At 61.2% G+C, this 23,472-nt stretch carries 18 protein-coding genes; 13 read left to right on the top strand and 5 right to left on the bottom strand.

Features of this window, described 5'->3' with window-relative positions:
• Window positions 1-11: 11 nt before the first annotated feature.
• The 4 genes from IRI77_RS34910 (at window position 12) to IRI77_RS34895 (ending at window position 3,793) form a co-directional block, all read left to right on the top strand.
• Window positions 12-968 (top strand): ROK family protein, encoded by a 957-nt coding sequence (locus IRI77_RS34910; RefSeq protein ID WP_194449538.1) that lies wholly within the window; start codon window positions 12-14, stop codon window positions 966-968.
• Window positions 969-984: 16 nt separating this feature from the next.
• The gene (gene xylB, locus IRI77_RS34905) at window positions 985-2,481 is read left to right on the top strand and encodes a xylulokinase (protein ID WP_194449537.1); all 1,497 of its coding nucleotides are present in this window, start codon (window positions 985-987) and stop codon (window positions 2,479-2,481) included.
• A gap of 191 nt (window positions 2,482-2,672) precedes the next feature.
• A complete protein-coding gene (locus tag IRI77_RS34900; protein ID WP_194449536.1) occupies window positions 2,673-3,476 on the top strand; it encodes a hypothetical protein in 804 nt (267 codons plus the stop codon).
• A 149-nt stretch (window positions 3,477-3,625) separates the two neighbouring features.
• Entirely contained in the window at window positions 3,626-3,793 is a 168-nt protein-coding gene (locus IRI77_RS34895) for a hypothetical protein (protein WP_194449535.1), read from the top strand.
• Between the two features lie 85 nt (window positions 3,794-3,878).
• Here IRI77_RS34895 and ltrA read toward each other — a convergent pair whose 3' ends face one another.
• Window positions 3,879-5,363 (bottom strand): group II intron reverse transcriptase/maturase, encoded by a 1,485-nt coding sequence (gene ltrA / locus IRI77_RS34890; protein WP_228486482.1) that lies wholly within the window; start codon window positions 5,361-5,363, stop codon window positions 3,879-3,881.
• A gap of 1,066 nt (window positions 5,364-6,429) precedes the next feature.
• On the opposite strand from ltrA, the gene IRI77_RS34885 reads away from it, so the two are divergent.
• The gene (locus IRI77_RS34885) at window positions 6,430-7,596 is read left to right on the top strand and encodes an IS4 family transposase (protein WP_194449534.1); all 1,167 of its coding nucleotides are present in this window, start codon (window positions 6,430-6,432) and stop codon (window positions 7,594-7,596) included.
• A gap of 847 nt (window positions 7,597-8,443) precedes the next feature.
• Here the strand turns inward: IRI77_RS34885 and IRI77_RS34880 are convergent.
• Window positions 8,444-9,199, bottom strand: coding sequence for a class I SAM-dependent methyltransferase (locus IRI77_RS34880; protein WP_194449533.1), 756 nt, complete (start codon window positions 9,197-9,199; stop codon window positions 8,444-8,446).
• Between the two features lie 563 nt (window positions 9,200-9,762).
• Between IRI77_RS34880 and IRI77_RS34875 the strand changes: the two genes are divergently transcribed.
• The 4 genes from IRI77_RS34875 (at window position 9,763) to IRI77_RS34860 (ending at window position 12,585) form a co-directional block, all read left to right on the top strand.
• Window positions 9,763-10,269, top strand: a complete 507-nt coding sequence (locus IRI77_RS34875) for a DUF1801 domain-containing protein (RefSeq protein WP_194449532.1) — start codon at window positions 9,763-9,765, stop codon at window positions 10,267-10,269.
• Window positions 10,270-10,487: 218 nt separating this feature from the next.
• Window positions 10,488-10,859, top strand: a complete 372-nt coding sequence (locus IRI77_RS34870; protein ID WP_194453915.1) for a type II toxin-antitoxin system RelE/ParE family toxin — start codon at window positions 10,488-10,490, stop codon at window positions 10,857-10,859.
• 20 nt (window positions 10,860-10,879) lie between these two features.
• On the top strand, window positions 10,880-11,239 hold the full coding sequence (locus IRI77_RS34865; protein ID WP_194449531.1) for a helix-turn-helix domain-containing protein: 360 nt from the start codon (window positions 10,880-10,882) through the stop codon (window positions 11,237-11,239).
• An 857-nt stretch (window positions 11,240-12,096) separates the two neighbouring features.
• Window positions 12,097-12,585: a hypothetical protein gene (locus IRI77_RS34860; RefSeq protein WP_194449530.1), complete on the top strand. Its 489-nt coding sequence runs from the start codon at window positions 12,097-12,099 to the stop codon at window positions 12,583-12,585.
• A 129-nt stretch (window positions 12,586-12,714) separates the two neighbouring features.
• On the opposite strand, the gene IRI77_RS34855 is transcribed toward IRI77_RS34860, so the two are convergent.
• Complete coding sequence (locus IRI77_RS34855; RefSeq protein WP_194449529.1) at window positions 12,715-13,359, bottom strand: AlbA family DNA-binding domain-containing protein; 645 nt, start codon at window positions 13,357-13,359, stop codon at window positions 12,715-12,717.
• Window positions 13,360-14,006: 647 nt separating this feature from the next.
• On the opposite strand from IRI77_RS34855, the gene IRI77_RS34850 reads away from it, so the two are divergent.
• Window positions 14,007-14,672, top strand: coding sequence for a hypothetical protein (locus tag IRI77_RS34850; protein ID WP_194449528.1), 666 nt, complete (start codon window positions 14,007-14,009; stop codon window positions 14,670-14,672).
• 471 nt (window positions 14,673-15,143) lie between these two features.
• A complete protein-coding gene (locus tag IRI77_RS34845) occupies window positions 15,144-18,596 on the top strand; it encodes a TonB-dependent receptor (protein WP_194449527.1) in 3,453 nt (1,150 codons plus the stop codon).
• Window positions 18,597-18,703: 107 nt separating this feature from the next.
• On the opposite strand, the gene IRI77_RS34840 is transcribed toward IRI77_RS34845, so the two are convergent.
• Window positions 18,704-19,084 carry a DUF302 domain-containing protein gene (locus IRI77_RS34840; protein ID WP_194449526.1) on the bottom strand — a complete coding sequence of 127 codons (381 nt, stop codon included), beginning with the start codon at window positions 19,082-19,084 and terminating at the stop codon, window positions 18,704-18,706.
• A 51-nt stretch (window positions 19,085-19,135) separates the two neighbouring features.
• Window positions 19,136-20,482, bottom strand: a complete 1,347-nt coding sequence (locus IRI77_RS34835) for an APC family permease (RefSeq protein ID WP_194449525.1) — start codon at window positions 20,480-20,482, stop codon at window positions 19,136-19,138.
• 57 nt (window positions 20,483-20,539) lie between these two features.
• On the opposite strand from IRI77_RS34835, the gene IRI77_RS34830 reads away from it, so the two are divergent.
• Both IRI77_RS34830 and IRI77_RS34825 read left to right on the top strand, forming a co-directional pair.
• Entirely contained in the window at window positions 20,540-21,631 is a 1,092-nt protein-coding gene (locus IRI77_RS34830; protein ID WP_194449524.1) for a DUF58 domain-containing protein, read from the top strand.
• A gap of 28 nt (window positions 21,632-21,659) precedes the next feature.
• Entirely contained in the window at window positions 21,660-23,462 is a 1,803-nt protein-coding gene (locus IRI77_RS34825; RefSeq protein ID WP_228486480.1) for a TonB-dependent receptor plug domain-containing protein, read from the top strand.
• Window positions 23,463-23,472: the final 10 nt, after the last annotated feature.

Here is a 23,472-nt window from a genome sequence, read left to right as displayed (position 1 = left end):
CATGCGGCTTCATGGTGACGACGAACCGCTACTCGATTGGAGTCGACCTGGGGGGTACAAACCTTCGGGCCGCGGCCATCGATTCCGACGGAAAACAGCTAGGTAAGAGCTCCGGAAAGACCAACTTGCGGGAAGGCCGGGAGGCGGTGATTGAAGACATCGTCCTGGCAATCCGGGCCCTGCGGGACGAGTTCGGCCAGGACAAGCTGGCGGGGATCGGAGTGGCGGTCCCGGGCTTTATCGAACTAAAAAAAGGCCTGATCGTCGGCTCGAACAACCTGCCCGCTTTCGATGGTTTCCCCCTCCGGGACGACCTGAGCGAAAAGCTGGGCAAGCCCGTGATCCTCGAGAACGACGCCAACGCCGCCGCGCTGGGCGAGAAGTGGCTGGGCGCGGGCCAGGACGTGAACGACCTGGTACTGCTGACACTCGGGACAGGCATCGGTGGCGGAATCATTTCCGATGGGCGGATCCTGCACGGCTTTGTCGGCATGGCAGCGGAACTGGGCCACATGACGGTGATTCCCGGCGGCAATCCGTGTGGCTGCGGCAACGAAGGCTGCCTGGAGAAGCACGCGTCGGCCACGGCCGTGGCGTCGATGGGCCGGCTGCTGCATCTCGGCGACAATCCGACGTCGAAGGACATCTATCAGATCGCCATGGGCGAGGGTGAGGACGCGAAGAAAGCCCGCCACGTGTTTGAGCTGATGGGCACGGCGCTGGGCATCGCCATCGGTAATCTGATCAACATCTTCAATTTTCCGTTATACCTGTTGAGCGGCGGACCGCTGCCGGCATGGGATTTGTTTGCCCCGGCGATCTTCCGGGAAGTGGAGAAGCGCAGTTTCACTTACCGCAACACCAAGACAAGGATTGAAAGAGCAACCCTTGGCGGTGAAGCAGGGCTGTATGGCGCGGCCTATCTGCCTTTCCAATGTTCGGGTGAGCTGAAGCGCGCAGAGACTTAGCAAAGGATTCATCACTATGTATTGGCTTGGAATTGATATCGGCACGGGCGGCAGCCGGGCCCTGTTGGTGGATGCACAAGGCAAGGTGAAGGCGGGCTTCACGGCACCTCACGAAGCGATGAAGATGGAACGGCCGCTGTGGGCCGAGCAATGCCCGGAGGACTGGTGGGCCGCGGCGCAGAAGGCGGTGCAGGGTGTCCTGAAGGAAGCCGGCGTCTCGGGCGCGGAAGTGAAGGCCGTCGGGTTGTCCGGCCAGATGCACGGCCTGGTGCTGCTGGACGAGAAGAACGAAGTGGTCCGTCCGGCCCTGATCTGGTGCGACCAGCGCAGCCAGCCGCAGGTGGACGCCATCAACCAGACGGTGGGCAAGGCCAATGTGGTGGCGCACACCGCGAATCCGATGCTCACCGGCTTCACGCTGCCGAAACTGCTGTGGGTGCGCGACAACGAGCCGGCGAACTTCGAAAAAGCGAAGAAGATGCTGCTGCCCAAGGACTACGTGCGGTTTATGCTCACGGGCGAGCACGCCACGGAAGTCAGCGATGCCTCGGGCACGGGCCTGCTGGATGTCGTGACGCGGCGTTGGTCCGGACCGATGATCGAGCGGCTGAAGCTGGATTCCTCGCTGCTGCCGGAAGTGAAAGAGTCGGTGGACGTCAGCGGGACCATCAGCAAGGCGGCGGCCGCCGCCACGGGCTTGAAGGAAGGAACTCCGGTGGTGGGCGGCGCGGGCGACCAGGCGGCCAGCGGCATCGGCAATGGCATTGTGAAGAGCGGTGTGGCGTCGTGCACGATTGGCACCTCGGGCGTGGTCTTCGCGTACCTGGACCGTCCGCAATATGACCCGACGGGCCGGGTCCACACCTTCTGCCACGCGGTGCGCGGCAAGTGGCACGTAATGGGCGTGACGCAGGGAGCGGGCCTCAGCCTGCAATGGTTCCGCAATCACTTCGCTCCAGGCGTGGAGTATGACGACCTGGTAGCCGAAGCCCAGCAGGCTCCACCGCTGTCGCACGGGCTGTACTGGCTGCCTTACCTGATGGGCGAGCGGACCCCGCACCTGGACGCGATCGCGCGCGGCGGCTGGATCGGCTTGACGGCCAAGCATGGGCGGGGCGACCTGGTGCGGTCGATCATCGAAGGCGTGAGCTACAGCCTCAAGGATTGCCTGGGCGTGATCGAAGGCATGGCCGTGGAAGTGAATTCGGTGCGTGCCTCCGGTGGCGGCGCCAAGAGCCTCTTCTGGCGGCAGATGCTGGCCGACATTTTCCGGCGCGGCATTTCGACGCTGGAGAATTCCGAAGGCTCGGCCTACGGCGCAGCCTTGCTGGCCCTGGCGTCGGCGGGTGAGTACAAGAACGTGGAAGAGCTGTGCGAAGCAGCGGTGAAGGAAAAGGATTGCCTGATCCCCAGCGTGCACGAATCGGCGGCCTACGACCGCGGGTATGAGGTGTTCAGCGTGTTGTATCCGACGCTGAAGCCGGTGTACGGGCTGATTCACCAACTGGCGTAGTTCTGCCGGTAGGCACACCATCGGGCGGCGATCCGGACAACGGGTTGGCCGCCCGATTTGCATTGGGGCCTGGAAGACATAGGATCGGGAAGGCGGCGGTGATAACATCGCATCGGGCGAATGGCGGCATGGCTTTACTTGAACCGTATCAGGTCTGGATCTCTGAATTTGTGCTCGTCGCTTACTGAGAAATGCGGTACACACAACTGAACTTCATCCGCCTCCTGGCTACTACCCTACTGATGGCCATCTGCTGCCTCCATTTATCTGCTCAGGCTCAGGCATCAGATGAGGTTTTCACGCAGCAACGCATTGTCCCAGCTCCGGAATTTAGCCCGAAGCGACTTGAGCTGATAGGAAAAGAGGAGGCAGCGAGGCATCCGGGATTGCTCGTTGTATGGTTCTTTGTGTCGAAAGAGGAAGCATCTCTGTTTTGGAAAGACACTGTTACCATGCGGCGAGTATTTAGTGACTGGGTGACAATGTATGACGCGGCCACGGCGCGGGACTGGTCAATAGGGAGGTACATCTCCTTCAGAGGTGCATCCGTTCTGCAAGTGAGAGATAAGTTTGGTGGTGTATACCGGAAGTCAGTCTCCGGCGATGAGATCCTGAATGTCGAAGAAGACGGCGTCTTTGCGGATATTGTGCACATCACCAGAAGCGCCCCGACATCGACTGACCCCGTACCGGATCTCTTTCTTTATGCCAGGATCCATGGCCCCCTTGATCAGGCTGCTGCGAACGCAATCTGGAGGAGGTTTCGAGGCTTGAATGTGCGCCTCATCTCGATTGTCCTGAGATCGGATCCATGGTTTGCCTACAATTGGGGAATCCCGGTGTTCTATCCTTTTGACACTAGCCATCGCATTCCCACTGAGCCAGAAGCCGCGAACACACGAAGCGTTCATTGCCAAGGTGCCCCGAACGCCAAGACGCCATTCTGCATGCAGATGATTGGAGAGAGGATGGGCGGAGCCCTGCTCAATAAATAGAAAGCGGCAGAACAATGCACACGAAGCAGTTCCGGCCCCTTCCCGGCCCGCCGCTGGCGGTTTCGTCTTGGGCCAACCAGGGTCGATTTGATCCAGGTCAGCCTAAACAGGAGTTAGGCCAACAGACTGCGGAGGTGCAGGAGACAACTATGCCAGCCCGCAAAGCAGACATTACGGCCAAGCCCACAGTCCGGAAACCGGCAAAGCAAACGGCGGCCCAAGCCAAAGCGGCCACGACACTCCCGGAATCCATGGTCACCGGCAAAGCAAACCCTGCGAAGGCAGCGGACGGCGACAAGCCGGTCAGCGCTCTGTGAAGTGGGAAAGGTGTCGCGGTAGGGACGGCCATTGCTGGTCGCCCCCCGCACAGATCCGTACTGGCGCTGCTCACGCATACGGCTCCTACCTTGGATATCTGGCGTCAAAGCGTACTGCTGGATGTGGATGCAGTAGCCGGGGGCGCGGCAGCCAGCGCTCGAAGAGTCGAGTTGCCCGCGCCGCGCTCACTCGGGCTTTCTGGCTGCGCCGTTTTAATACGCGCCACCAATAACGTCCGATGCGCTCGCGGAATCGGTCCAGGCTCGCCCAGTTGCCCGGCACTGCATGGTATTGGTAGAAACCGTTAAGCACGCGCCCGAGCCACTCTCCCACTTTCGGCACCGGTTCGTGCATCCGCTCGCGAAGCGTCTGCTTAACTTGCTGCAGTTTTGCCTCCAAGCGCTTCCTCGCCGTGCGCCGCCAGATAGTGAATCGCCCGAGACTGTTGCGCCCACACTGGTGCGTGAACCCCAGAAACGTGAAGCTCTCCGGTTCGCCTTCACCACACTGCTGCCGGTTGTTCTGAGCGAATCTACCAAACTCGATCAGTCGCGTCTTTTCTGGGTGCAATTCCAACCCGAATTTCGCCAGCCTTGCCTGGAAGTACTCCAGAAATCGCTCGACTTCTTCCCGATGCTGAAACCCCACCACAAGATCGTCCGCGTAGCGGACGACGAGCATGTCGCCCTCCGCCGTCCTCTTGCGCCATGCCTCCACCCACAGGTCGAACACGTAGTGCAGGTATACGTTCGCCAGCAACGGCGAAATCACCGCCCCTTGCGGAGTGCCTACCTTCGTTTCCGACCACTCGCCCTCCTCGCTCACTCCAGCCTTCAACCATTTCTGGATCAGGCGCAGAATGCGCGTATCGGCGACTCGGTGTTGGATGAATTTGATCGTCCATTCGTGGCTCATTTGGTCGAAGAACCCGCGAATGTCCGCATCCAGAACCCAGTTCACCTTCTTCCGGCGGATGCCCACACTCAAGGCATCCAGCGCCTGGTGCGGACTCCGCCCGGGCCGAAACCCATAGCTGAATCCCCGAAAGTCCACCTCGTATATTTCATTGAGGATGGTCACCACGGACTGTTGAACAATCTTGTCCTCCAGCGCCGCAATTCCGATCGGGCGTTTCCGCCCGTCCGCCTTCGGTATGTAGATCCGTCTTGAAGGCTGCGCCCGGTACGCTCCCCGGTGAATCCGGTCTTTCAGATCGGCAAGCCGCCCTTCCAGCCCTTCCTCGTACTGCTGCCACGTGACTCCGTCCACTCCCGGCGCCGCGTTCTTCTTTAACGCGTAAAAACTCGTCCGTAGCAGATCATGCGTCAGATGGTGCAGCAGCGTGGTGAACTGCTCCTGCTTCCTTTCCTTCGCTACTTTGCGCACACCGGCCAAACCCTGTGACACCCCTCTCCCGTCCTGTGCCGGTGGTGTGTTGGTCGGGTCAGTGTTCTCCTTGGTTCGCGCCCTTTTCTCCTCCCTCTCCGCGGCTTCGGCCTGTTGCTCCGTTGCTTTGTTCGAGGGGTTCATCGATACTACGGCGCAATCCGACTCCTCATCGCCATTCATGCCGGTCTTGCGGCTGCCGCCTTCACCGGCCGGACTGCTCCGTTTCCGTGCAGCCAGCGACGAGGTCTCCCGGTTCTCGTGCATGCAGTTTCTCAGCGTGCCTGGGGTCTACGACTACGTGGGATCACCGGAGGTCTCGCGCTATCGACTGCCGGCGTGTAGCCTTCCCCTAACGTCCACAGGGTCGGCATCCCAGAATTCATTCTCGAAGCTCAATACCCAGCCCACTGATACCTCTGTCTACGCTTCGACTCGCGCCTCACGACGCGCCCCGCAAGACTCGAGGCCAGGTGGTTCGCTATTCCTTTCCTGTGGGACTCTCTCATTCCCTACTGCATGCCGGTTTATCCCGGCGCACGGACGTCCTGGACTGTCACTTTCGATTTGTCAGCATATATTTCCAGAGAATACACTCCAGTATTCGACTCAGCGCAACCACCTCCGATCACATCGGCTCCCCATCATTCACGATCCTGCTCTCAGTAGCTCAACCTCCCTCGCCGGGGCCGGCTCTTCGGACACCTTCGCCCACAGCACCACCCGTTGCACTTGCATTTCCGCCCGAAACGCCTGATCCGCAAACGGCTGAAGAGTGTGTGTTGCACGGCCCAGCGCTCTTAACTCGATTTTTTCCTGGCTGCCGCCTGTTTCCGTATCAAGCGCAGGTATGTCAGCAGGTCACGGCGGGACTCGAACACCAATTGGCGGTCGGCACCACGTTGGGTAGTGTGATGCGGTAGACCTGACGCAATGAGTTGAGTGGATCGAGGCATTCTGATCAATCTATACGCTATAGAATGATTTTTGCTCACCCAAATGCGAGAGTGACGTACCAGGACGTCCACCTGTCACTCTGAAAAGAATCCTATTCGGAATCTTCGTTGCGCTGGCCAGGCTCTTCTCCCGCTAAGATAAGAACGATGCCAATGCTGTGGAGAACCACTCCCGTGCAAATTAGCCCGCAGCCACCGGCATGAGGTGTAGCAGCACGGCGGAGCACTCGCTTTGATAGGTTGGCTCAGGTTTCCGCAAGAAACTGAAACCGACCGCAAAGGAGCCCTCCGCCATGATTCGAGTATCCAGCATCTTCAGCCAGATTTTGCACACCTTCCCCCGCCTCGAGTTCGCCGCCCTCGTCCGCGAGTTCAAGGCAGAACGCCACGCTCGCGGTTTCACCTGCTGGCAACAGTTCGTCGCCATGCTCTTCTGTCAGCTCGCCCACGCGCAGAGCCTGCGTGAAATCTGCGGCGGCCTGGCCGCACTGGAAGGCAAACTCCTCCACTTGGGCGTGACGAACTGCCCGAAAACCACCACTCTTTCCTATGCCAATGCGCATCGTCCATGGCAACTCTATGAGGCGATCTTCTATCAAACCCTTTCCCGCTGCCAAGCCGAAGTCGCTCATCGCACGCGGCACAAGTTCAGGTTCAAGCACAAGCTCCTGAGCCTCGACGCCAGCATGATCGAATTGTGCGCCGAGACCTTCGACTGGGCGCGTTACGGGCGAACCAAGGGTGCGCTCAAACTGCATCTGGTACTCGACCACGACGGCTGCCTGCCTTGTTTTGCCGTCGTCACCGAAGGCAAGCGGGCCGACGTGCGGGAGGCCCGGCAGATGGAGTTCGCCCCGGGCACGCTGGTCGTCTTCGACCGCGGTTACGCCGATTACAACTGGTGGCTGGCACTCACCAGAAGTCATGTGAGCTTCGTCACGCGGCTGAAGGACAGCGCCAGTTATGGGGTGGTCGAAAGCCGCCCGATACCGGCCGGGTCCGACGTTGTGCGAGATGAGGTGATTCTCCTCACCAGCCAGCAGGAGATCGGCCCGGAGGCTTGCCTGCGGCGCATTGAAGTTTGGGTGGAGGAGAAGCAGGCGACCCTGGTCTTCGTCACCAACAACCTGAAGCTGTCGGCCCGAACCATCGCCAGAATCTACAAGGAACGCTGGAAAATTGAGCTATTTTTCAAGGCGCTGAAGCAGGGACTGAAGGTGAAAACCTTTGTTGGCACCAGCGAGAATGCCGTACAGATCCAGATCTGGACGGCGCTGATCGCGATACTGATCCTGAAGTACCTGCAGCTGAAAAGCACCTTCGGTTGGAGCCTGTCCAATCTGATCGCCTTGCTACGGCAGCAGCTATTCGTGCACCGCGACCTTTGGACGTGGCTGAATGACCCATTCCAAGCTCCGCCGTCTCTGGTGCTGGCCGAGCAGTTGCCCCTCGGCCTATAAATTGGACAGCACAACGCGGTGAGAACCAGAAAGTCGTAGGAATGCCGGTGAACGTGGGCTCGAATTTGGACAGCAGGAGGAGCCCACCCCAGTAACACCTCGCAGCAGTGGCACGGCAACCAGGATTCCGTCAGGAAGCCAAAGCTATTGCTATGTTCAATGCCTGCAATGTGGGAGGAGGGCCGGAGAGGCTAATTTGCACAGCAGTGGGGGACGGGAGACCACGTGTCTGATGTGCCCGGATTTGCGGCCCTCTCGATGGATTACTCCCGGGAACGCCCTTGTATCTACATAACTCCCGTATCGCCGGCAATCAGGAAGTAGACCGTCAAACTCAGCCGCCGCAGCGTCAACTTCCCGTTTGCGCGTTCTCCGCTCGAATCGGCAGACTCAAGCCGACGAATCAACCCTATCGAGGAGGATCGTCGTGGGTATTTTCCACCAATCTCACCATAGGCGGCTACACCTCCAAGTGGATCGCTTCCGGATAGCCATCCGGACAGAACATTGCCCAACATTTTAGACCGGGACTACTGGACCGGAACCGTGACCGTAGTTCTACACTGGACGACTACTCAGGAGTCCCCATGGCCCCACGGGCCGCCAAAGCGGATGAAAGCTCCTGTGGGCCGGAGCACTTGGGACGGCGGACCCCCTGGTCGGCGGTCGCCCCCCTGGTCGACCACTCGGACGCGGATCGTCGCGCACCGACCTGACTTTCAACGGAGTGATTCGGCGCAACGCGACGCGTTACTTGGTGCCCGGTGCGATCTTGCTGCAGGTAGTCGGCGAAGTCGAAGGTCCGCTGGAATGGGATCGACAGCTTCTTCGGCGCTGTCTAGCTTCCTCACGACTTGCTGCCGATAACGTATCCCCAGCGAATCGATCCAAAACTGATCACGGTCAGCAGGTATGCGCCGATTCCCTGGACGCACCGCGCATCGAGGCCGGCATCGCGCAGGGTGGCGGCGTATTGGTTGATGTGGCGCACGTCCAGGATCAGCACACGCCCGCCGGACTTGAGCACCCGCGCGATCTCGCGCGCGGCGGTTTGCCGCTCGCCGGCGTTATAGATGTTGTGCAACGCCATGCTCGAGAGGACGACGTTGAAGCTCGCGTCGTCGAACGGCAACTTGCGCGCATCACCCGTGTGCACTTCAACCTTGTCGGCCACGCCTTCGATCGTTGCGTTGTTGAGCGTGCCGGCCGGCGTGTTCCCGCTGAGATCCTCGGCCTGCCACAAGTCGATCCCGACCGCGCGGCCGGTCTTAAGACGCTTGGCCGCGCCGATGAGAAACAATCCCAGACCACATCCCACATCCAGCACGCGCTCATCACCCCGCCAGACAATCTTGTCGAGATAATCTTCGCGCTCGCGCACCTTGCCGATCTTGCTGTCGTAAACCATCCACAAGCCCATCGCTCCGCAGCTCAGGCCGGCCCCGATCAGTGGGCGCGCGATCACCGCGATGAGGTCATGCCTTGACCACACACCCAGCAGCCTCGTGATCAGTGAGAGGATGCCCAGCGCAGCGACGATGAACAGATTGCGCACGGCGCGGGGCGCGTCCAGGCCGTAGTTTGGTCGGTGATTATCTTCCATCCGTTGCCTTGGGTGAAGTGGGGCAATCTAATCTCGCGGACGCCCTGATGACAACAGACACCCGCGATCGCACCCCGTGCCTCCCGCCCCCCCCGTCGCGCGCTCTGAGGGTTGGGGTTCATCGGCCTGAGCAGCCGTTGTCGATGAGTCGGCGGGTGGTTGCTCCCTCTGTTGTTGACCTGCGCGAGTGTGATTGCTGAGCCCGCCTTCACCGCAGGACTATAGGATACATCAGAGGCCTCCCGACGTTAATTTACCGGCCTCTCCCATGCCGTCGGCGCCGATTTGCCTCGTGATGTCGTAGACGCCGATTCTGGTGCCGGGAACGAGGGCCAAGAGGCTGAAAGGCATAGTGGTTCGCGTCGAGTCACGAGGGACCTCGAGCGAGTAACGCCGGACGATGACATCTGTTTCTGCCAAAGATCCTGCCTGACGGTTCCACAGGCCGTCCCCTTCTCGGCCCGCCGCGAGCGGTTTCGTCTTGGCCCAACCAGGGTCGGCATTATCCAGTTCAGCCTAAACTGGAGTCAAGCCAACAGACCTCGGAGCAACAGGAGACGACCATGCCAGCCCGCAAGGCAGACAGTACAGCCAAGCCCACAGTCCGCAAACCGGCCAAGCAGACGGCGACACAAGCCAAAGCACCCGCGACGCTCCCGGAAACCATGGTCACCGGCAAAGCAAGCCCCGCGAAGGCAGCGGACGGCGACAAGCCGGTCTTTGCCTACATCGCCAGCTTGCCGCAACCGCAGCGCGGCATCGCCGAAGAAGTCGATGCCCTGGCGGTCAAGACGCTGCCAGGCCTGCAACGCTCTGTGAAGTGGGGCATGTCGTACTACGGTGTCGGCGATGGCTGGTGCTTTTGTTGCGGTGGCTTCGCCAATCACGTCAAGCTCATGTTCGTGAACGGCGTCACCCTCACGCCGGTACCGCCAGTAACGCCGGTGGCCATGGGCAAGGCCACACGCGGCGTGGAACTCGAATCCCTGGACGACCTCGACGAACGCCAGATCGCGGAGTGGATGAAGCAAATCACGGCCGCGCCCGGTGTCGGGGGGAAGAAGCGATAGGCCCGGGGCCGGCCACCGACGCGAAGGTCCGTTCAAAGCGCGTGTCCGGAGTGCGTATCCGACGCATTTCAAAATTCCCTGACCACGACCAGCCGTGCGACAAGGAGCATCCAAGTAGCTGATTCTTTGGATACCTGTGCTTTCACCGGCGCGGATTCCCGGTCCAGCGGGGATACTATGCACTTGATGGCATAGTTATTCTAGTGCATACTGGATTTGTGAAGTGGGAAGTCGACCTGCACGATGACTTCGTGCCTGAGTATGGAGAACTGCATAAAGACGTGCAGGACGAACTGCTCGCTCACATCGAGTTGCTCGAACATTTCGGCCCGCAGTTGGGACGGCCTCGAGTGGACACCCTCAACGGCTCGCGTCACGCGAATAGGAAGGAATTGCGGTTTGACACGGCCGAAGGCGTCTGGCGCTTCGCGTTCGCATTCGATCCAAAACGCCGGGCGATCATTCTGTGCGGCGGTGACAAGTCAGGCGGTAGCGGGAAGCGTTTTTATCGCCAACTGATAGACAGGGCCGATGACCGCTTTGACGCGCATCTGGCCGTGATCAGGAAGCAGAAGAAGATCGAGAAGTAGAAGGAAAGGACGTAGAGACCATGACCAACCTGGAACGGATACGGAAGCAACTGAGCCCGGCCCGTCGCAAGAAGGTCGAGGCTCGAGCGGCGCAGCTCATTGGCGAGGAGATGACTTTGCAGGAGTTGCGGCAGGCCCGCAGGCTGACACAGGTCCGGATGGCTAATGCCCTCGGAATCGGGCAGGACGGCGTATCCAAACTTGAGCGGCGCGCCGATCTCATGATCTCGACTCTGCGCAAGACCGTGGAAGCCATGGGCGGCACGCTCTCTCTCGTCGCAGAGTTTCCAGATCGCGAGCCCGTCGTTCTCTCCGGCCTTACCGGGGAAGGACTGGAGCAGAAGCCACACAGCCGGAAGCACGCTAACGACAGTGCCTGATCGCATCTCGTCGACAGCCCCGTCTCGTACACGGACAATCGGGTGCGTGCGCTGGCACAGAGTTGTAGTCTTCACCGGGTGTGGCGTGGTTCCCACAAACCGAATCGCCCGGCAAATATCCCTGGTCGATGCGCCAGGGGAACCCCTCAGCCGCGACATCCCGCCAGTTGCCTCCTTACTGCTCCCCCATTTCCGGCCTGAAGTGATTATCAATGAACTCAAACTCACCATCTACGACTCCGGGGCTCATAATGGTCAACATGAGAAGGCTTATGTAACCTCGCCAGCTGATTTTGCGACCGTTGCGCGTACAGTTCCTCTCGAAACGCCTAAGCCCCAAACGGCTGACAGAGCGGGTCGCACTGCGCGGCACTTTAAGCTCGATTTCAGCTTCCTGTTCGTTCAACAGGCCCGCCCAGGCGGGAACGCCACCTACCGTGCACCAGAACGACTTGTCCGCAAACCGTGCGGGATCTTGCCCTGGGAGATGCGGTTCAGCGCTAGACCATTCAACACAGCGCGGAGACATCACCAATCCGACCCGAGTAGGGTTCATTTCGATACATCGTAGCGCCTCCAATGGATGCGATGCGCCAAACGGGCATGCATCGAACCGGTTCTGCGTTGAGAACTCTGCGCCGGGAGCAGCTGTCCGCCATGGTTGAACCGCCAAGCGGATGAGATGGCAGTTCCAAATTCTTGGCCGGACCCTTACGAAGTCCCTCTTCATCGCGCCATCCGTCAAACCGGACCGCATTCAATCGCATTGAACATTGAGTTACTATGGATAAGACACGCTTTCACTTGGAAAGAAGGCTACAGTTCCCGCCGCAAAGTGGACGATCAGAAAGGATACGATGCTCGAATCGACGAAGATTTCAGAAGCCGAATTTTTCCTTGGAAAGCTCGTGGAGGCACGGGATAGGGAGACAGAGTACCGCCATTACTGCAGCGCGTTTCTGAATGCCGCACGATCAATCCTCCAGTATGCGCACAAGGAGTGCCAAACGAATACCGGTGGTCAGGCTTGGTATGACGCCGAGGTGAACGACCCGGTAATCGGATTCTTCAAAACCGAACGGGATCTCAATATTCACACACGCCCGGTGACCACCACCCACCAGAAGGCGGTGGTGATGAGTCCGCCGGGCACGCTCAAGTTCAAGCCCGGCACATCTGATGTTGAGCATTTCACACCACCTGGAGAGATGGGGGCCCAGTCTACTCTCTTCATCAGTTTCAATGATTGGACTGGAAAGGAGGACGCCACAGAACTGTGCCGCCAATACCTGTCCAAGCTCAAGGCCCTTGTCGCCAAAGGTCAGGCAGCCGGCAAGTTGAGCTGAGCGCAATATCCTAACGCGCGCCCCGTCATCCCGTCGCCGGGCGCCATTGTCTACTGATCTTTTCCAAGCAAGTTCGCCTTCGGAGCGCTTTTCGGGTCCCAGTTTGGGAATTGGCTTGACGATGCGGGCCTACCACTTGCCGCCCAAAGACCCCCTTGGGACGCCGGCGATGACTTCCATGTCGCGCAGGGCGCTGTCCGCTCCGGCTTGCAACCGCCCGAGGTAGTCCGCATCTGCCTGCCTCGCTTTGGCGTGAGCCTCCATGTACTGAAGCACCTTGGGGAAGTGGCCACTGCTCTGTCCGTAGTACATCTCCCACAGATCGGCAGGCGTCACGCCTTCGGTTGATGATCCACGGCGAATGAGAATCTGCCCCTTGCGGACCTTGCCAAGATCAACCTTGATGATATGGGGGCGCTGGCGAGTCGCCTTGACCTGGAGAACGCCAACGGTCTTGGCGCCGTACAGTAATTCGTAATAGAGGAATTCGGGCAGAGGATCAATCTTTCCTTTGGCAAGCTGCTGGAGCTTGGCATCGTCGTAGGACGCAGTGATACCGACAACGGGATCGGGTCGCCTTGGATCGACTCCATAGATAACGAAGCCATACGAAGACGTGATGGCATTCGCGAGGGCGTCCAGATCCTTGATGATCTCACCCCGTTTCTCATCGTCGTTCGGCAAGACGAAATCCGTCTTCCAGTCGAAGACGGCTTGCTCGGGCGCTTTGGTAACCAACTCGATGAGGTTGTCAATCGTGAGGGTGTTCATCATTGCGATTCACCGACCGTATTGGCCAATATACAACGAATGACTTCCTCATGCCTTACGGGCGCAAACGACCGGGGAAAGGAGACGTTCCGTCACACCACGAATCGCCAGGAGCAGTTCTCCGACAGGGGATAATCACCCAGCAGCGTAGCCAAATTGGGCGTGCCCACTTCCCTTTTCCAGCGCGTCCTCACCCACCAGTCGGAGTGAATCCGGTCCGACCCGCCAAGACAGGCTAAATTCTGCGCAACACTGCACAAAGAGCACGAAGAGGGCGCAATCGCCGGCAGGAGACCTCGGAGGGACTGGTGCGACTGCCCCACCCGCTCTCCTACCAGATCCCCGGCAATTCTCAACACTGCGCCGATCCTGTTCAGCCCCTACCAATCCCCCGAAATCCCCATCCGGGAACCCTTCGCCGATATCACGGATGCAGCCACCCACCGACGCCCTCCTCTACTTCTCACCCCCACTTCTCTCTCCATTTCCACCATTGCGCTTTCTTCATCACCAGATCGCAAACTCTTTTTTCTCTTTGTTTTCAACACGACCCTCTCCCAAACTGCCCTTTTCCCCTTGACGCACCCCTTACCCTGGAATCGCGCCGGCTCCCACGCCGGCTTTTTCTATTTCTAAGGAGATTCGTCATCATGGCTTCCGCTGCTCAAATCACCGCCAACCAGGCTAACGCTCAACTGTCCACCGGGCCTGTCACCGCCCAGGGCAAAGCCCGCACCGCTCAGAACGCCCGCCGCCACGGCCTCACCGCTCGCACTCCCCACATCTCGGAAGAGGACCGCGCCGAGTTCGCCGCCCTGGAAGCGCGCCTCCTCCGCGAGACTCACCCCAAGTCCTGCCTGGAGGAAGAAGTCTTCCATCGCATCCTCGCGCATACCTGGAACCTTCGCCGCATCGAATCCTTCGAGTCCGCCATCCTCGCCGAAACGGACCCAATCGACTTCTCCGAGACCGACGCCGCCCGCCTGAACCACTTCGCCCGCTACCGCCGCGACCTCGAACGCTCCCTCTACCGGGCCATGAACGAACTCCGCAAACTCCAGACAGATCGTGCCCTGCTCCAACTCCAGAGCCCCTTTGCCATCCACTCCCTCACCGAAGCCGCCCCCATGGCCGAAGTCTCGAAACTGCAGCCGCGGCTCAGCGAATGCTTCGTCGGACACCACGCCGAGCAGGTGCTGGCGCAAACCCGCTTTACCTCCGGACCGAAAACCGCCATCAAGTTCAGCAAATCCTGGACCGACGCCTGGCTCAAGGTCGCCGGCAAAGAGCGACTGGCGGCCGAAGCAGCGGTTTAGCCGGTTTCGACGAAACAAACCCAGTTCCCCCGGAATGCCGCCCGGACACGGTGAATGCCAGCCCGGACACGCTCTTTGAAAACCGCACCTTGCCTTCCCAGCCTGTGGCAGAGGTCCCGCGAGCCGCGCGACTTCGGCCACTGGCTGTTCGCCGCGCCTCGATACCAGGCCCTTCACTGGGTGTTTTGAGGTGGACGGCATTCCCGCAAGCCACACGGGAATCGCTTACATGCCCTGGAGGGGTACGGAGGCGGCTCGGCCCGGCCTCCTCCGTACCGTGTGCAGGCTGTCATACATTTGCATAATTCGCCTTATTTTCGCGTTCAGTTGAGGATTGCCTGTCGGTCTATTAGAAAGACATTAGATCGTTTATCCTTGACATTTTTGTAACGCAATGACATAAGGTAATGAACGCGGCCGAACGCCTATCGTTTGGCGCATAGCAGCCGCGACATTCCGAGGGGGGATGCGATGTTCCAACGCTCCACGTGTGCGCGGTTGAGCCTTGCCTGCGCTCTGTTTGCCGCCACCCTGTCTGCCCAGTCATTTACCGCCGCCGTGCGCGGCACTGTTACCGACGCAAGCGGGGCGGCCATCCCCGCGGCTCGGATTGTGCTGACCGAATCGGAGCGAAACGTTCCACATTCGGCGGTCGCGGACGATTCCGGCCGCTTCCAACTGACGGCCCTGCCGCCGGGCTTGTATAACGTGAACGTCGAGGCGAAGGGCTTCCGCAAGTATGTGCAGACGGCCCTCACCCTAGCCGTACAGCAACAGGCTACCCTCGACATCCAGCTTCAGGTGGGGGACATCTCCACGGCCGTCGAGGTGACCTCCAGCGCCGCGCTGCTCAACACCACTATTTCCAACCTGGGCCAGGTAATCGAGAACAAGTACATCCTATCCCTGCCCAATATCGGCAGAAACGCCATGGGATTGACCTACATGACGCCCGGTGTCGTTGGCTCTGGCGGACGGGCGAACTCCGACTCCAATACGAATTTCGTCGCCAATGGGTCGCGCAATTCCACCTCGGACGTGCTGCTGGATGGAGTAACCGTCGTGACAGTCGAGCAGAACTCCGGCATTACCGACCTGAAGTTCAGCCCCTCGGTCGACGCCGTGCAGGAGTTCAAGATGCAGACGAGCTTCTTCAGCGCGGAGTACGGGCAGACCGGCGGCGCGGTCGTGAACATGGTCACCAAGTCCGGCACCAACGAGTACCACGGCACCGGTTATTACTTCCTGCGCCACTCCGACCTCAACTCGAACAACTGGTTCTCCAACAGATCCGGCCGCGACCGGCCATTCTATCGCCGCGACCAACTGGGCGGCGTCCTGGGCGGACCCGTGGTCCGGAACAAGACCTTCTTCTTCGCCTCGTACGAATACACCAAGTCCAAGAGCCCGACGGATCAGACTGCAACGTGGCCCACCCTGCTCCAGCGCGATGGCAACTTCTCGCAGACGTTCAATTCGTCCGGCCAGTTGATGACGATCCACAACCCCTTCGACACCTTCACCAATGCCGCCGGCAATATCGAGCGCAGGCCGTTCGCGGGCAACATCGTCCCCAAATCGATGATGGATCCCATCGCCTTGAAGGCCCTGGAGTACTTCCCCAAGCCCAATCAGCCTGGCGCGCCCTTCACTGAGACCAACAACTGGTATGAGCAGGGCATCAATCTCAGCAGTGGTCACCAGACCAACCTGAAGGGCGACCACAACTTCAGCGACAAGAGCAGGATTACGGGCCGCTACAGCTACAACCGCGGCACCGGGAATCCGGCCAACCTGTTCGGCGACGGGAATCCCGCGTTCACCTTCAATGACGGCCCGAATATGGGCACGACGCACGCCATGGTCGCGGAGTTCACCCGCGCGCAGAGCCCCACGTTCCTGTGGTCCGCACGCTACGGCCTGACCTACTCTACCTACTTCCGGAACCCGATGGTGCCCAACTTCGACCTCACCTCTCTGGGCTTCCCCAAGTACATGAAGGACAACGCCACGCTGCTGGTCTTCCCCACGATCGGGCCCGAGGGCTACCAGGACATCGGCACGGAAGGGTGGGTCGTGATGGACCGCCAGGAAGGCGTGCATCACTACTCCGCCTCGGCCAATAAGTTCATCGGGGGCCACAGCATCAAGTTCGGCGGCGAGTATCGCAAGAACTTCCTGGACTACGCGCAGCCCGGCTACCCGTCCGGGCAGTATTCCTTCGCTCGCGGCATCACCTGCAAGGACCGTTTCTCGTGCCCCGGTGATGAGGGCAACGGCCTGGCCACCATGTTGACCGGCTGGTGGACCTCGAACCAGTTCCACATTGATCCCAAGGCCTATACCCGGTCCGCTTACTGGGGCTTCTTCATCCAGGACGACTGGAAGCTGACGCGCAAACTCACCGTGAACCTTGGCCTGCGCTACGACTTCGATGTGCCGCGCTGGGAAACCACAAACCGCCAGAGCTATTGGGATCTGGATGCCCAGTCCCCCGTGCAGGCGCCCGGCTACAACACCCGCGGAGTCTTCCGCTTCAACGACGACAACAAACGCTCCCCCTTCAATTCAGACATGAACAACTGGCAGCCGCGCATTGGGCTGGCCTACGCCCTCAACAATAGGACGTCGATCCGCACGGGCTACGGGCTGTTCTACCAGTTGAGCCGGGCCACGGTCTTCGGCCACACCGGCGCGGGGTTCAACGTCAACTCCACCTCGAACTCCTCGCTGGACTCGAATGCGACCCTCTATGCCAAGCTGAACAACCCGTATCCGGATGGCATGCTGCTGCCGCCCGGCCGCTCCCTCGGCGACAACACCTTCATCGGTCTTGGCGCCGGAACGATTCTCGGCTCCAACAGCCGCAACCCGGAGTACCACTCCTGGAACTTCTCCATCCAGCGCGAAGTGGGCTGGCAATCGGTATTCGAGATGAACTACACCGGCAGCCGGGGCACGCATCTGTTCCTGCCCGTGACCACGCTGTCCCCATTGGCGCCGCAGTACTGGTCGCTGGGCCGGAATACCCTCACTTCGGCCGTGACGAATCCGTTTTACGGCCAGATCACTGACCCCCGGGCCACCAACCTCAAGAACCCAACCATCCAGATGTACCGGTTGCTGCGCCCCATGCCTCAATTTGACGGCACCAGCGTCGGGACGGCGGAACCGCCCCGCGCCGATTCCAACTACCATGCCCTGCAGTTGAAGTGGGAAAAACGGTATTCCAGCGGGCTCACCATGCTGGTTCACTACACGTGGTCCAAGATGATCGACGACGCCTCCTACGGCTCGGGCAACTACGGCTGGCTGGGCGGGAACTCGTCGCTGCAGAACATCTGGGACCTGCGCAGCGAACGCTCGCTTTCGTCCCACGACATCTCCCATCGCGCCGTCATCACCGGCGCCTATGAGATGCCGTTCGGCAAGGGCCGCCGCTGGGGCGCGAACATGAACCGGGCCTGGCAACTCTTGGCCGGCGGGTGGAACGTAAGCGGACTGGCCACGCTCTCGGCCGGCATGCCGCTGCAGGTGACGCAATCGGGTGGCAACATCTGGGACGGCACACAGCGGCCGAACCTGGTGGGCGACCCATCCACGCCAGGCTCGATCCAGAGCCGTACCAATGGCTGGTTCAACCCGGCCGCCTTCACCAAACCCGACATTGACGTGCCTGGTTCCGCTCCGCGTACGCTCAGCTATCGCGGCCCGGGCATGAAGATGTTCGACGCCGCCCTGCTGAAGAGCTTCCTCGTGACGGAGCGGCAACGGTTCGAATTCCGGCTGGAGGCGCAGAACGCCTTCAACCACCCGGTCTTCGGCGACCCCAACGGCAGCTTCGGCTCCACCAGCTTCGGCCAGATCACCGGCACGAAGGTGGGCAACCGCAACGTGCAGCTTGGATTCAAGTACTACTTCTAGCCCGCAGCCGTTCGCACGAATCGAAGCACAAGAAGCAGGCCGGCCCCCCTCCGCTGAGCGGGGCCGGTCTGTTCAGTTCATAGCTGTGGAAACTGGCGATGAAGCGCTCACGCTGACTCGTCGATCATGGCCTTCAGGACAACCTCGACCTCTTCGGCCACCTCTTTAATGTTGGGATCGGAGAACATCGACATCATGGCCGAAGGCAGGATGGCGGAGAGCATCAGCCCGTCAGAGGTCTCGTAGACGGAGATGCGGCAGGGGAGCATCGAAGAGACGGCCGGGTCTGCTTCAAGGACGCGCTTGGCGTGGCGCGGATTGCAGAGTTCGAAGACCGAGCATTGGCGGTGGTACTCGACGCCCTTGTTCTTCATGGCCTGCCGGAGATCGTGAACGTGCAGGACTCCGAACTGGTGGCGGCCCGCGGAATCCCGCAGGGCCAGGTCGATTTCGTCAATGGTCTTATCCGAGAGCTTTTCGTACAACATGGGACACCTCTCGACTGAGAGCATAGCGTCTCGGAGCGGACTGCGTCAGGACTACTCACCCAACGGGGCGTCGAAGTCGATCATGTTCTTCTTGAAGCCCGAAGTCTTCCAGGCTCCGTAGGCAACCCCGGCGATGAGCCAGATGGCGCCCGCGGTTTTGGCCAGGACGCTGAGGCTGAGCCACAGATAGAGGCAGACCAGTCCGCCGACGGCCGGCAGGACGAGGTGCGACCAGTGACGGTCACGGCCCCGCATATAGTAATGAACCAGGCTGGATACGTTGACCCCAGTGAAGCCGATGAGGGCGCCGAAGTTCAGCAACTCCGCTCCGGTCTGGTAGCTCATGGCGAAGGCGCCCACGGCGCAGAGCACGCCGATCAGCAGGACGTTACGGCTGGGGATGCGGCGGACCGGGTGGAGGTAGCCGAAGAAGGCCTTGGGGATCGCGTTGTCGCGGCCCATTCCATAGAGGAGGCGGGCGCCGGCCAGCATGGCTCCGGAAGCGGAACCGATCGTCGCGACGACCAGGGTCCAGGACATGACCTGAAAGAGGATGCGGCCGCCGGCGCGCCCGGCAATGTGGATGTAGGCGGTGTCGCTGTCGGGATAGGGCTGCGAGGCGGGCCAGACCATTTGGGCGGCATAGACCTCGATGGCGGAGAGGACCCCAATGATTAGGCAGGTCCCGACCATGGCCCGTAGAATGTTGCGGCGCGGGTCGTGCACCTCTTCAGATAGCGTCGATATGCCGTCGAAGCCGATGTAGGTGAGGACGGCGATGGAGGCTCCGTTGGAGATCGAGCCCCAGGTGAAGCGGGCCGGGTCGTAGAAGGGACGGATGAAGTCGGAGCCCGAGAGCTGCGGGAGGGCGAAGATGTAGCGGGCCGAGACGCCGAGCATCCAGAGGATCACGACGCCCATGGCAAGGGTGAGCAGTTCGTTGGTGCGGGCCGTGGCCTGGATGCCGCGCAGGTTCATGCCCGTAAAGAGGATGACAAAGGCGAGCGCCCAGAACCAGTACGGCGTGCCGGGGAAAAGGCCCATGGTGGCCCGGGCGCACCAGATCGTGCAGATGAGGGGGTTGACCACGTAGTCGAGCAGCATGCTCCAGCCGGTAAGGTAGCCGAGCGCTGGATGGATTTCGCGCGCCACGTAAGTGTAGGCGCTGCCGGCGCTGGGGTATGCCCGGGCCATGCGGCCGTAGCTCAACGCCGTGAGCAGCATGGCGAACATGGCGATCAGAACCGTGGTGACGACATGCCCGTTGGCGCCCGCGCTGATAGCCCCGAAGGGCGGCATGGGCGCGGTGGGCTGCACCATGATGACGCCCATGATGAGCAACTGGAACAGGCCCAGGGTACGGCTGAGGCGGACGGGTTCGGCGGGTTTGCTCGACATGAGAACTTTGATTGTGCCATGTTGGGATCGAACGCGCCCGGCCGGACAAGACCAGCGATGCGATCTTCGATACGCAGGAAGCGGTTAGAGCTCAAGCACTGGCTGGAGGCTCGGGTTCGCGAGCGCGTGACCTCCACCGGCCTGGTATTCCTGCTCGCCTTGGCGCTGACCGGATTCGCGGCGTTCGCCTCGGCCAACAATCTCCTCTTCCTGATGCTGGCAGCGATGCTCGCCACCCTGCTGGTGAGCAGTTTCGTCAGCCGCATCGGGATCGCCGGCCTGGAGCTCGACATCCAACTGCCCGACCATATCGCGGCCAAAAGGCCCGTGGCGGCAAAGGTCGTGCTGCGGAACGAAAAGCACTGGATGCCCTCGTTTTCCATCCGGCTGGTCGGCGTCGAGGACAGTGTCTTCACAACGGATCTCTACTTCCCCGTGATCCCGGGCGGCGGGTCGATTGAGACGACGGTGGAGGTCCGCTTCGGACGGCGGGGCCTGCGCACGGAAGACAGCTTCCTGTTCTCGTCGAGATTCCCGTTCGGCTTCGCCGAGCGCCGGGCGCGGGTGACGATGAAGCGGGACGTACTGGTTTATCCCGCCCTGGAACCCCAGCCCGGGTTTGAGCAGATCCTGGCCGACGTCAACGGAGAAGCCGAGACGCGCTTCCGCGGGCGCGGCCACGACTTCTACCGGATCCGTCCCTACGAAATGATGGAAAGCGCCCGGCACGTGGACTGGCGGGCCACGGCGCATACCGGCGAGTTGCAGGTGAGGGAGTTCGCGCGCGAGCAGGAGCACCTGATCACGCTGTTCCTGGACCTGGAAGTGCCACGGGAGCAGGAGGAGTGGTTCGAGCAGGCAGTGGAATGCTGTGCGTTCCTGGCCTGGCGATGCATCCAGGGCGGGTCGCGAGTCCGGTTCCGAACCCAGGACTTTGAAGTACTGACTCCGGTGGAAGGCGATGTGTACGTTATCCTGAAGTATCTGGCTCTGGTGGAATGCAGACACAGGGCCGCGCCCCTCAGGAACCTGGAAGAAGAGAGTGTTGCCATCGTCTTTACCTCATCGCCGCGCCGGCTGGAAGATTGCGATTGGAACAACGCTCGCATTCTGGCTCCCGACCATTGGGCATTCACAGCAAAAGACTGAGCCGGAACCAGTTAAGACGACAATCACGGTGACGGAGCACGTGAGCACCGAGGCTCCGGCTGCCTTGACCGTGTTGAATGCGCAGCAGGTGCAACAGGCTCCGGGCGTCAATATGGATGACCGGCTGCGGCTGGTCCCGGGTTTTTCGCTGTTCCGGCGATCGTCCTCGCTGGTGGCCAATCCGACCACGCAAGGCGTGAGCCTGCGAGGGATCGGCTCGAGCGGCGCCAGCCGGAGCGTGGTGCTGTGGGACGGTGTTCCGCTGAACAGCCCCTTTGGGGGCTGGATCTACTGGACTCGTGTGAATCCAGAGGAGTTAGACCGCGTGGAAGTCTCGCGCGGAGCCTCCACCAGTGTCTTTGGCGACAAGGCCATGGGCGGTGCGGTGACACTCTTCTCGAAGGAGCCGCAGAAGAGCCGGGCCTGGCTCGGCTATGAGGGCGGCAACCAGCAGAGCCATATGGTGGAGGGCGCGGGCTCGATCTACCTGGGGCAGAGCTGGGCGGTCTCCGGCAACGGCCGCGGGTTCACCACGGACGGGTATTACATCGTACCGGCCTATGCGCGCGGACCCATCGATACGAAAGCCAACATCAAGTTTGCCACCGGCACGGTCCGCGCCGACTACTTCACCCAGCATGACAAGCTGTTCCTGAGGCTGGATGCGCTCAGCGAAGAGCGGGACAACGGCTCGACGCTCACCCAGAATTCGACCATCCTGGGCACGGTGGCCGCCAACTACACGCGGGAACAGGGCTCTTCCACCTTCACCTTGCTGGGCTATCACAACCGCGAGGAGTTCCACGCGACGTTCTCGTCCATCGGAGCCGGGCGCCTGACTGAGTCGCTGACCCTGCGGCAGAGTGTGCCGGCGGAGTCGACCGGCGGCGCCGGGCTGTGGCGCAAGTCGGGCGTGAAGTGGCACCTGTTGTCGGGCGGCGACTTCAACCGCTCTGAGGGGTATTCGCTGGAGCGGGTCTATCCGGCGGGCTCGCGCGTGGGCGGCGGCACCCAGATGCAGTACGGGCTGTTCAGCCAGGGGGACCTGGCCATTGGGATTGTGCGGCTCTACGGCGGCTTGCGCGGTAGCGACGCGGGCAACGGGACGGCGTTCTGGAGTCCCAGCGGAGGCGTCACGGTGGGGCTGGAGCGGTGGCGATTCCGCACGTCGGCCTACCGGGCATTCCGCGCGCCGACCCTGAACGAACTGTACCGCCAGTTCCGGGTGGGCAACGCGCTGACACTGGCGAATCCGGCGCTGCAGCCTGAGTCGCTGCGGGGTGTGGAAGCGGGGGTGGACTTTAGCGCCGGCACAACGCGGATCTCGTTGACGGGCTTCGACAACCGGCTGGACGGCCTGGTGACGAACGTGACGCTGTCGGTGACGCCCACCCTGATCACGAGGCAGCGGTTCAATGCCGCCGCCACGACGTCGCGCGGAGTGGAAGCGACGGCTTCCCACCGCTGGGGCGCCTGGCGGGGTGAGGCATCTTATCTACTGGCCGACTCACGCTATGCGACCGGTGAGCGGGTGCCGCAGATCCCGAAGCATCAGGGGTCGGCGCTGCTGACCTGGTCGCGCGGCCGGACCCTGGTCAGCGGCGGGCTGCGCGCGGCGGGCCTGCAGTTTGAGGACGACAGGAACTCGTTCCTGCTGCCGGGTTTCGCGGTGCTCCACCTGGCCGCGCGGCAGCAGTTGACCCACAACGTGATGGCGACATTCGCCCTGGAGAATGCCCTGGACCGTGAATATGCGGTGGGCTTCAGCCCGACGGTGCTGACGGGGGCGCCCCGGCTTTGGCGATTGGGGCTGCGCTGGAACCTCCGCTAGCCGCCCCGTC

It is taken from the genome of Paludibaculum fermentans, from assembly GCF_015277775.1.
Lineage (GTDB): Bacteria > Acidobacteriota > Terriglobia > Bryobacterales > Bryobacteraceae > Paludibaculum > Paludibaculum fermentans.
This window is presented reverse-complemented; position numbering and strand designations above follow the sequence as displayed.

Coding starts and splice junctions, on each gene's coding strand:
- IRI77_RS34910 (WP_194449538.1), top strand. CDS start 12: ATGGTGACGACGAACCGCTACTCGATTGGAGTCGACCTGGGGGGTACA.
- xylB (WP_194449537.1), top strand. CDS start 985: ATGTATTGGCTTGGAATTGATATCGGCACGGGCGGCAGCCGGGCCCTG.
- IRI77_RS34900 (WP_194449536.1), top strand. CDS start 2,673: ATGCGGTACACACAACTGAACTTCATCCGCCTCCTGGCTACTACCCTA.
- IRI77_RS34895 (WP_194449535.1), top strand. CDS start 3,626: ATGCCAGCCCGCAAAGCAGACATTACGGCCAAGCCCACAGTCCGGAAA.
- ltrA (WP_228486482.1), bottom strand. CDS start 5,363: ATGAATGGCGATGAGGAGTCGGATTGCGCCGTAGTATCGATGAACCCC.
- IRI77_RS34885 (WP_194449534.1), top strand. CDS start 6,430: ATGATTCGAGTATCCAGCATCTTCAGCCAGATTTTGCACACCTTCCCC.
- IRI77_RS34880 (WP_194449533.1), bottom strand. CDS start 9,199: ATGGAAGATAATCACCGACCAAACTACGGCCTGGACGCGCCCCGCGCC.
- IRI77_RS34875 (WP_194449532.1), top strand. CDS start 9,763: ATGCCAGCCCGCAAGGCAGACAGTACAGCCAAGCCCACAGTCCGCAAA.
- IRI77_RS34865 (WP_194449531.1), top strand. CDS start 10,880: ATGACCAACCTGGAACGGATACGGAAGCAACTGAGCCCGGCCCGTCGC.
- IRI77_RS34860 (WP_194449530.1), top strand. CDS start 12,097: ATGCTCGAATCGACGAAGATTTCAGAAGCCGAATTTTTCCTTGGAAAG.
- IRI77_RS34855 (WP_194449529.1), bottom strand. CDS start 13,359: ATGATGAACACCCTCACGATTGACAACCTCATCGAGTTGGTTACCAAA.
- IRI77_RS34850 (WP_194449528.1), top strand. CDS start 14,007: ATGGCTTCCGCTGCTCAAATCACCGCCAACCAGGCTAACGCTCAACTG.
- IRI77_RS34845 (WP_194449527.1), top strand. CDS start 15,144: ATGTTCCAACGCTCCACGTGTGCGCGGTTGAGCCTTGCCTGCGCTCTG.
- IRI77_RS34840 (WP_194449526.1), bottom strand. CDS start 19,084: ATGTTGTACGAAAAGCTCTCGGATAAGACCATTGACGAAATCGACCTG.
- IRI77_RS34835 (WP_194449525.1), bottom strand. CDS start 20,482: ATGTCGAGCAAACCCGCCGAACCCGTCCGCCTCAGCCGTACCCTGGGC.
- IRI77_RS34830 (WP_194449524.1), top strand. CDS start 20,540: ATGCGATCTTCGATACGCAGGAAGCGGTTAGAGCTCAAGCACTGGCTG.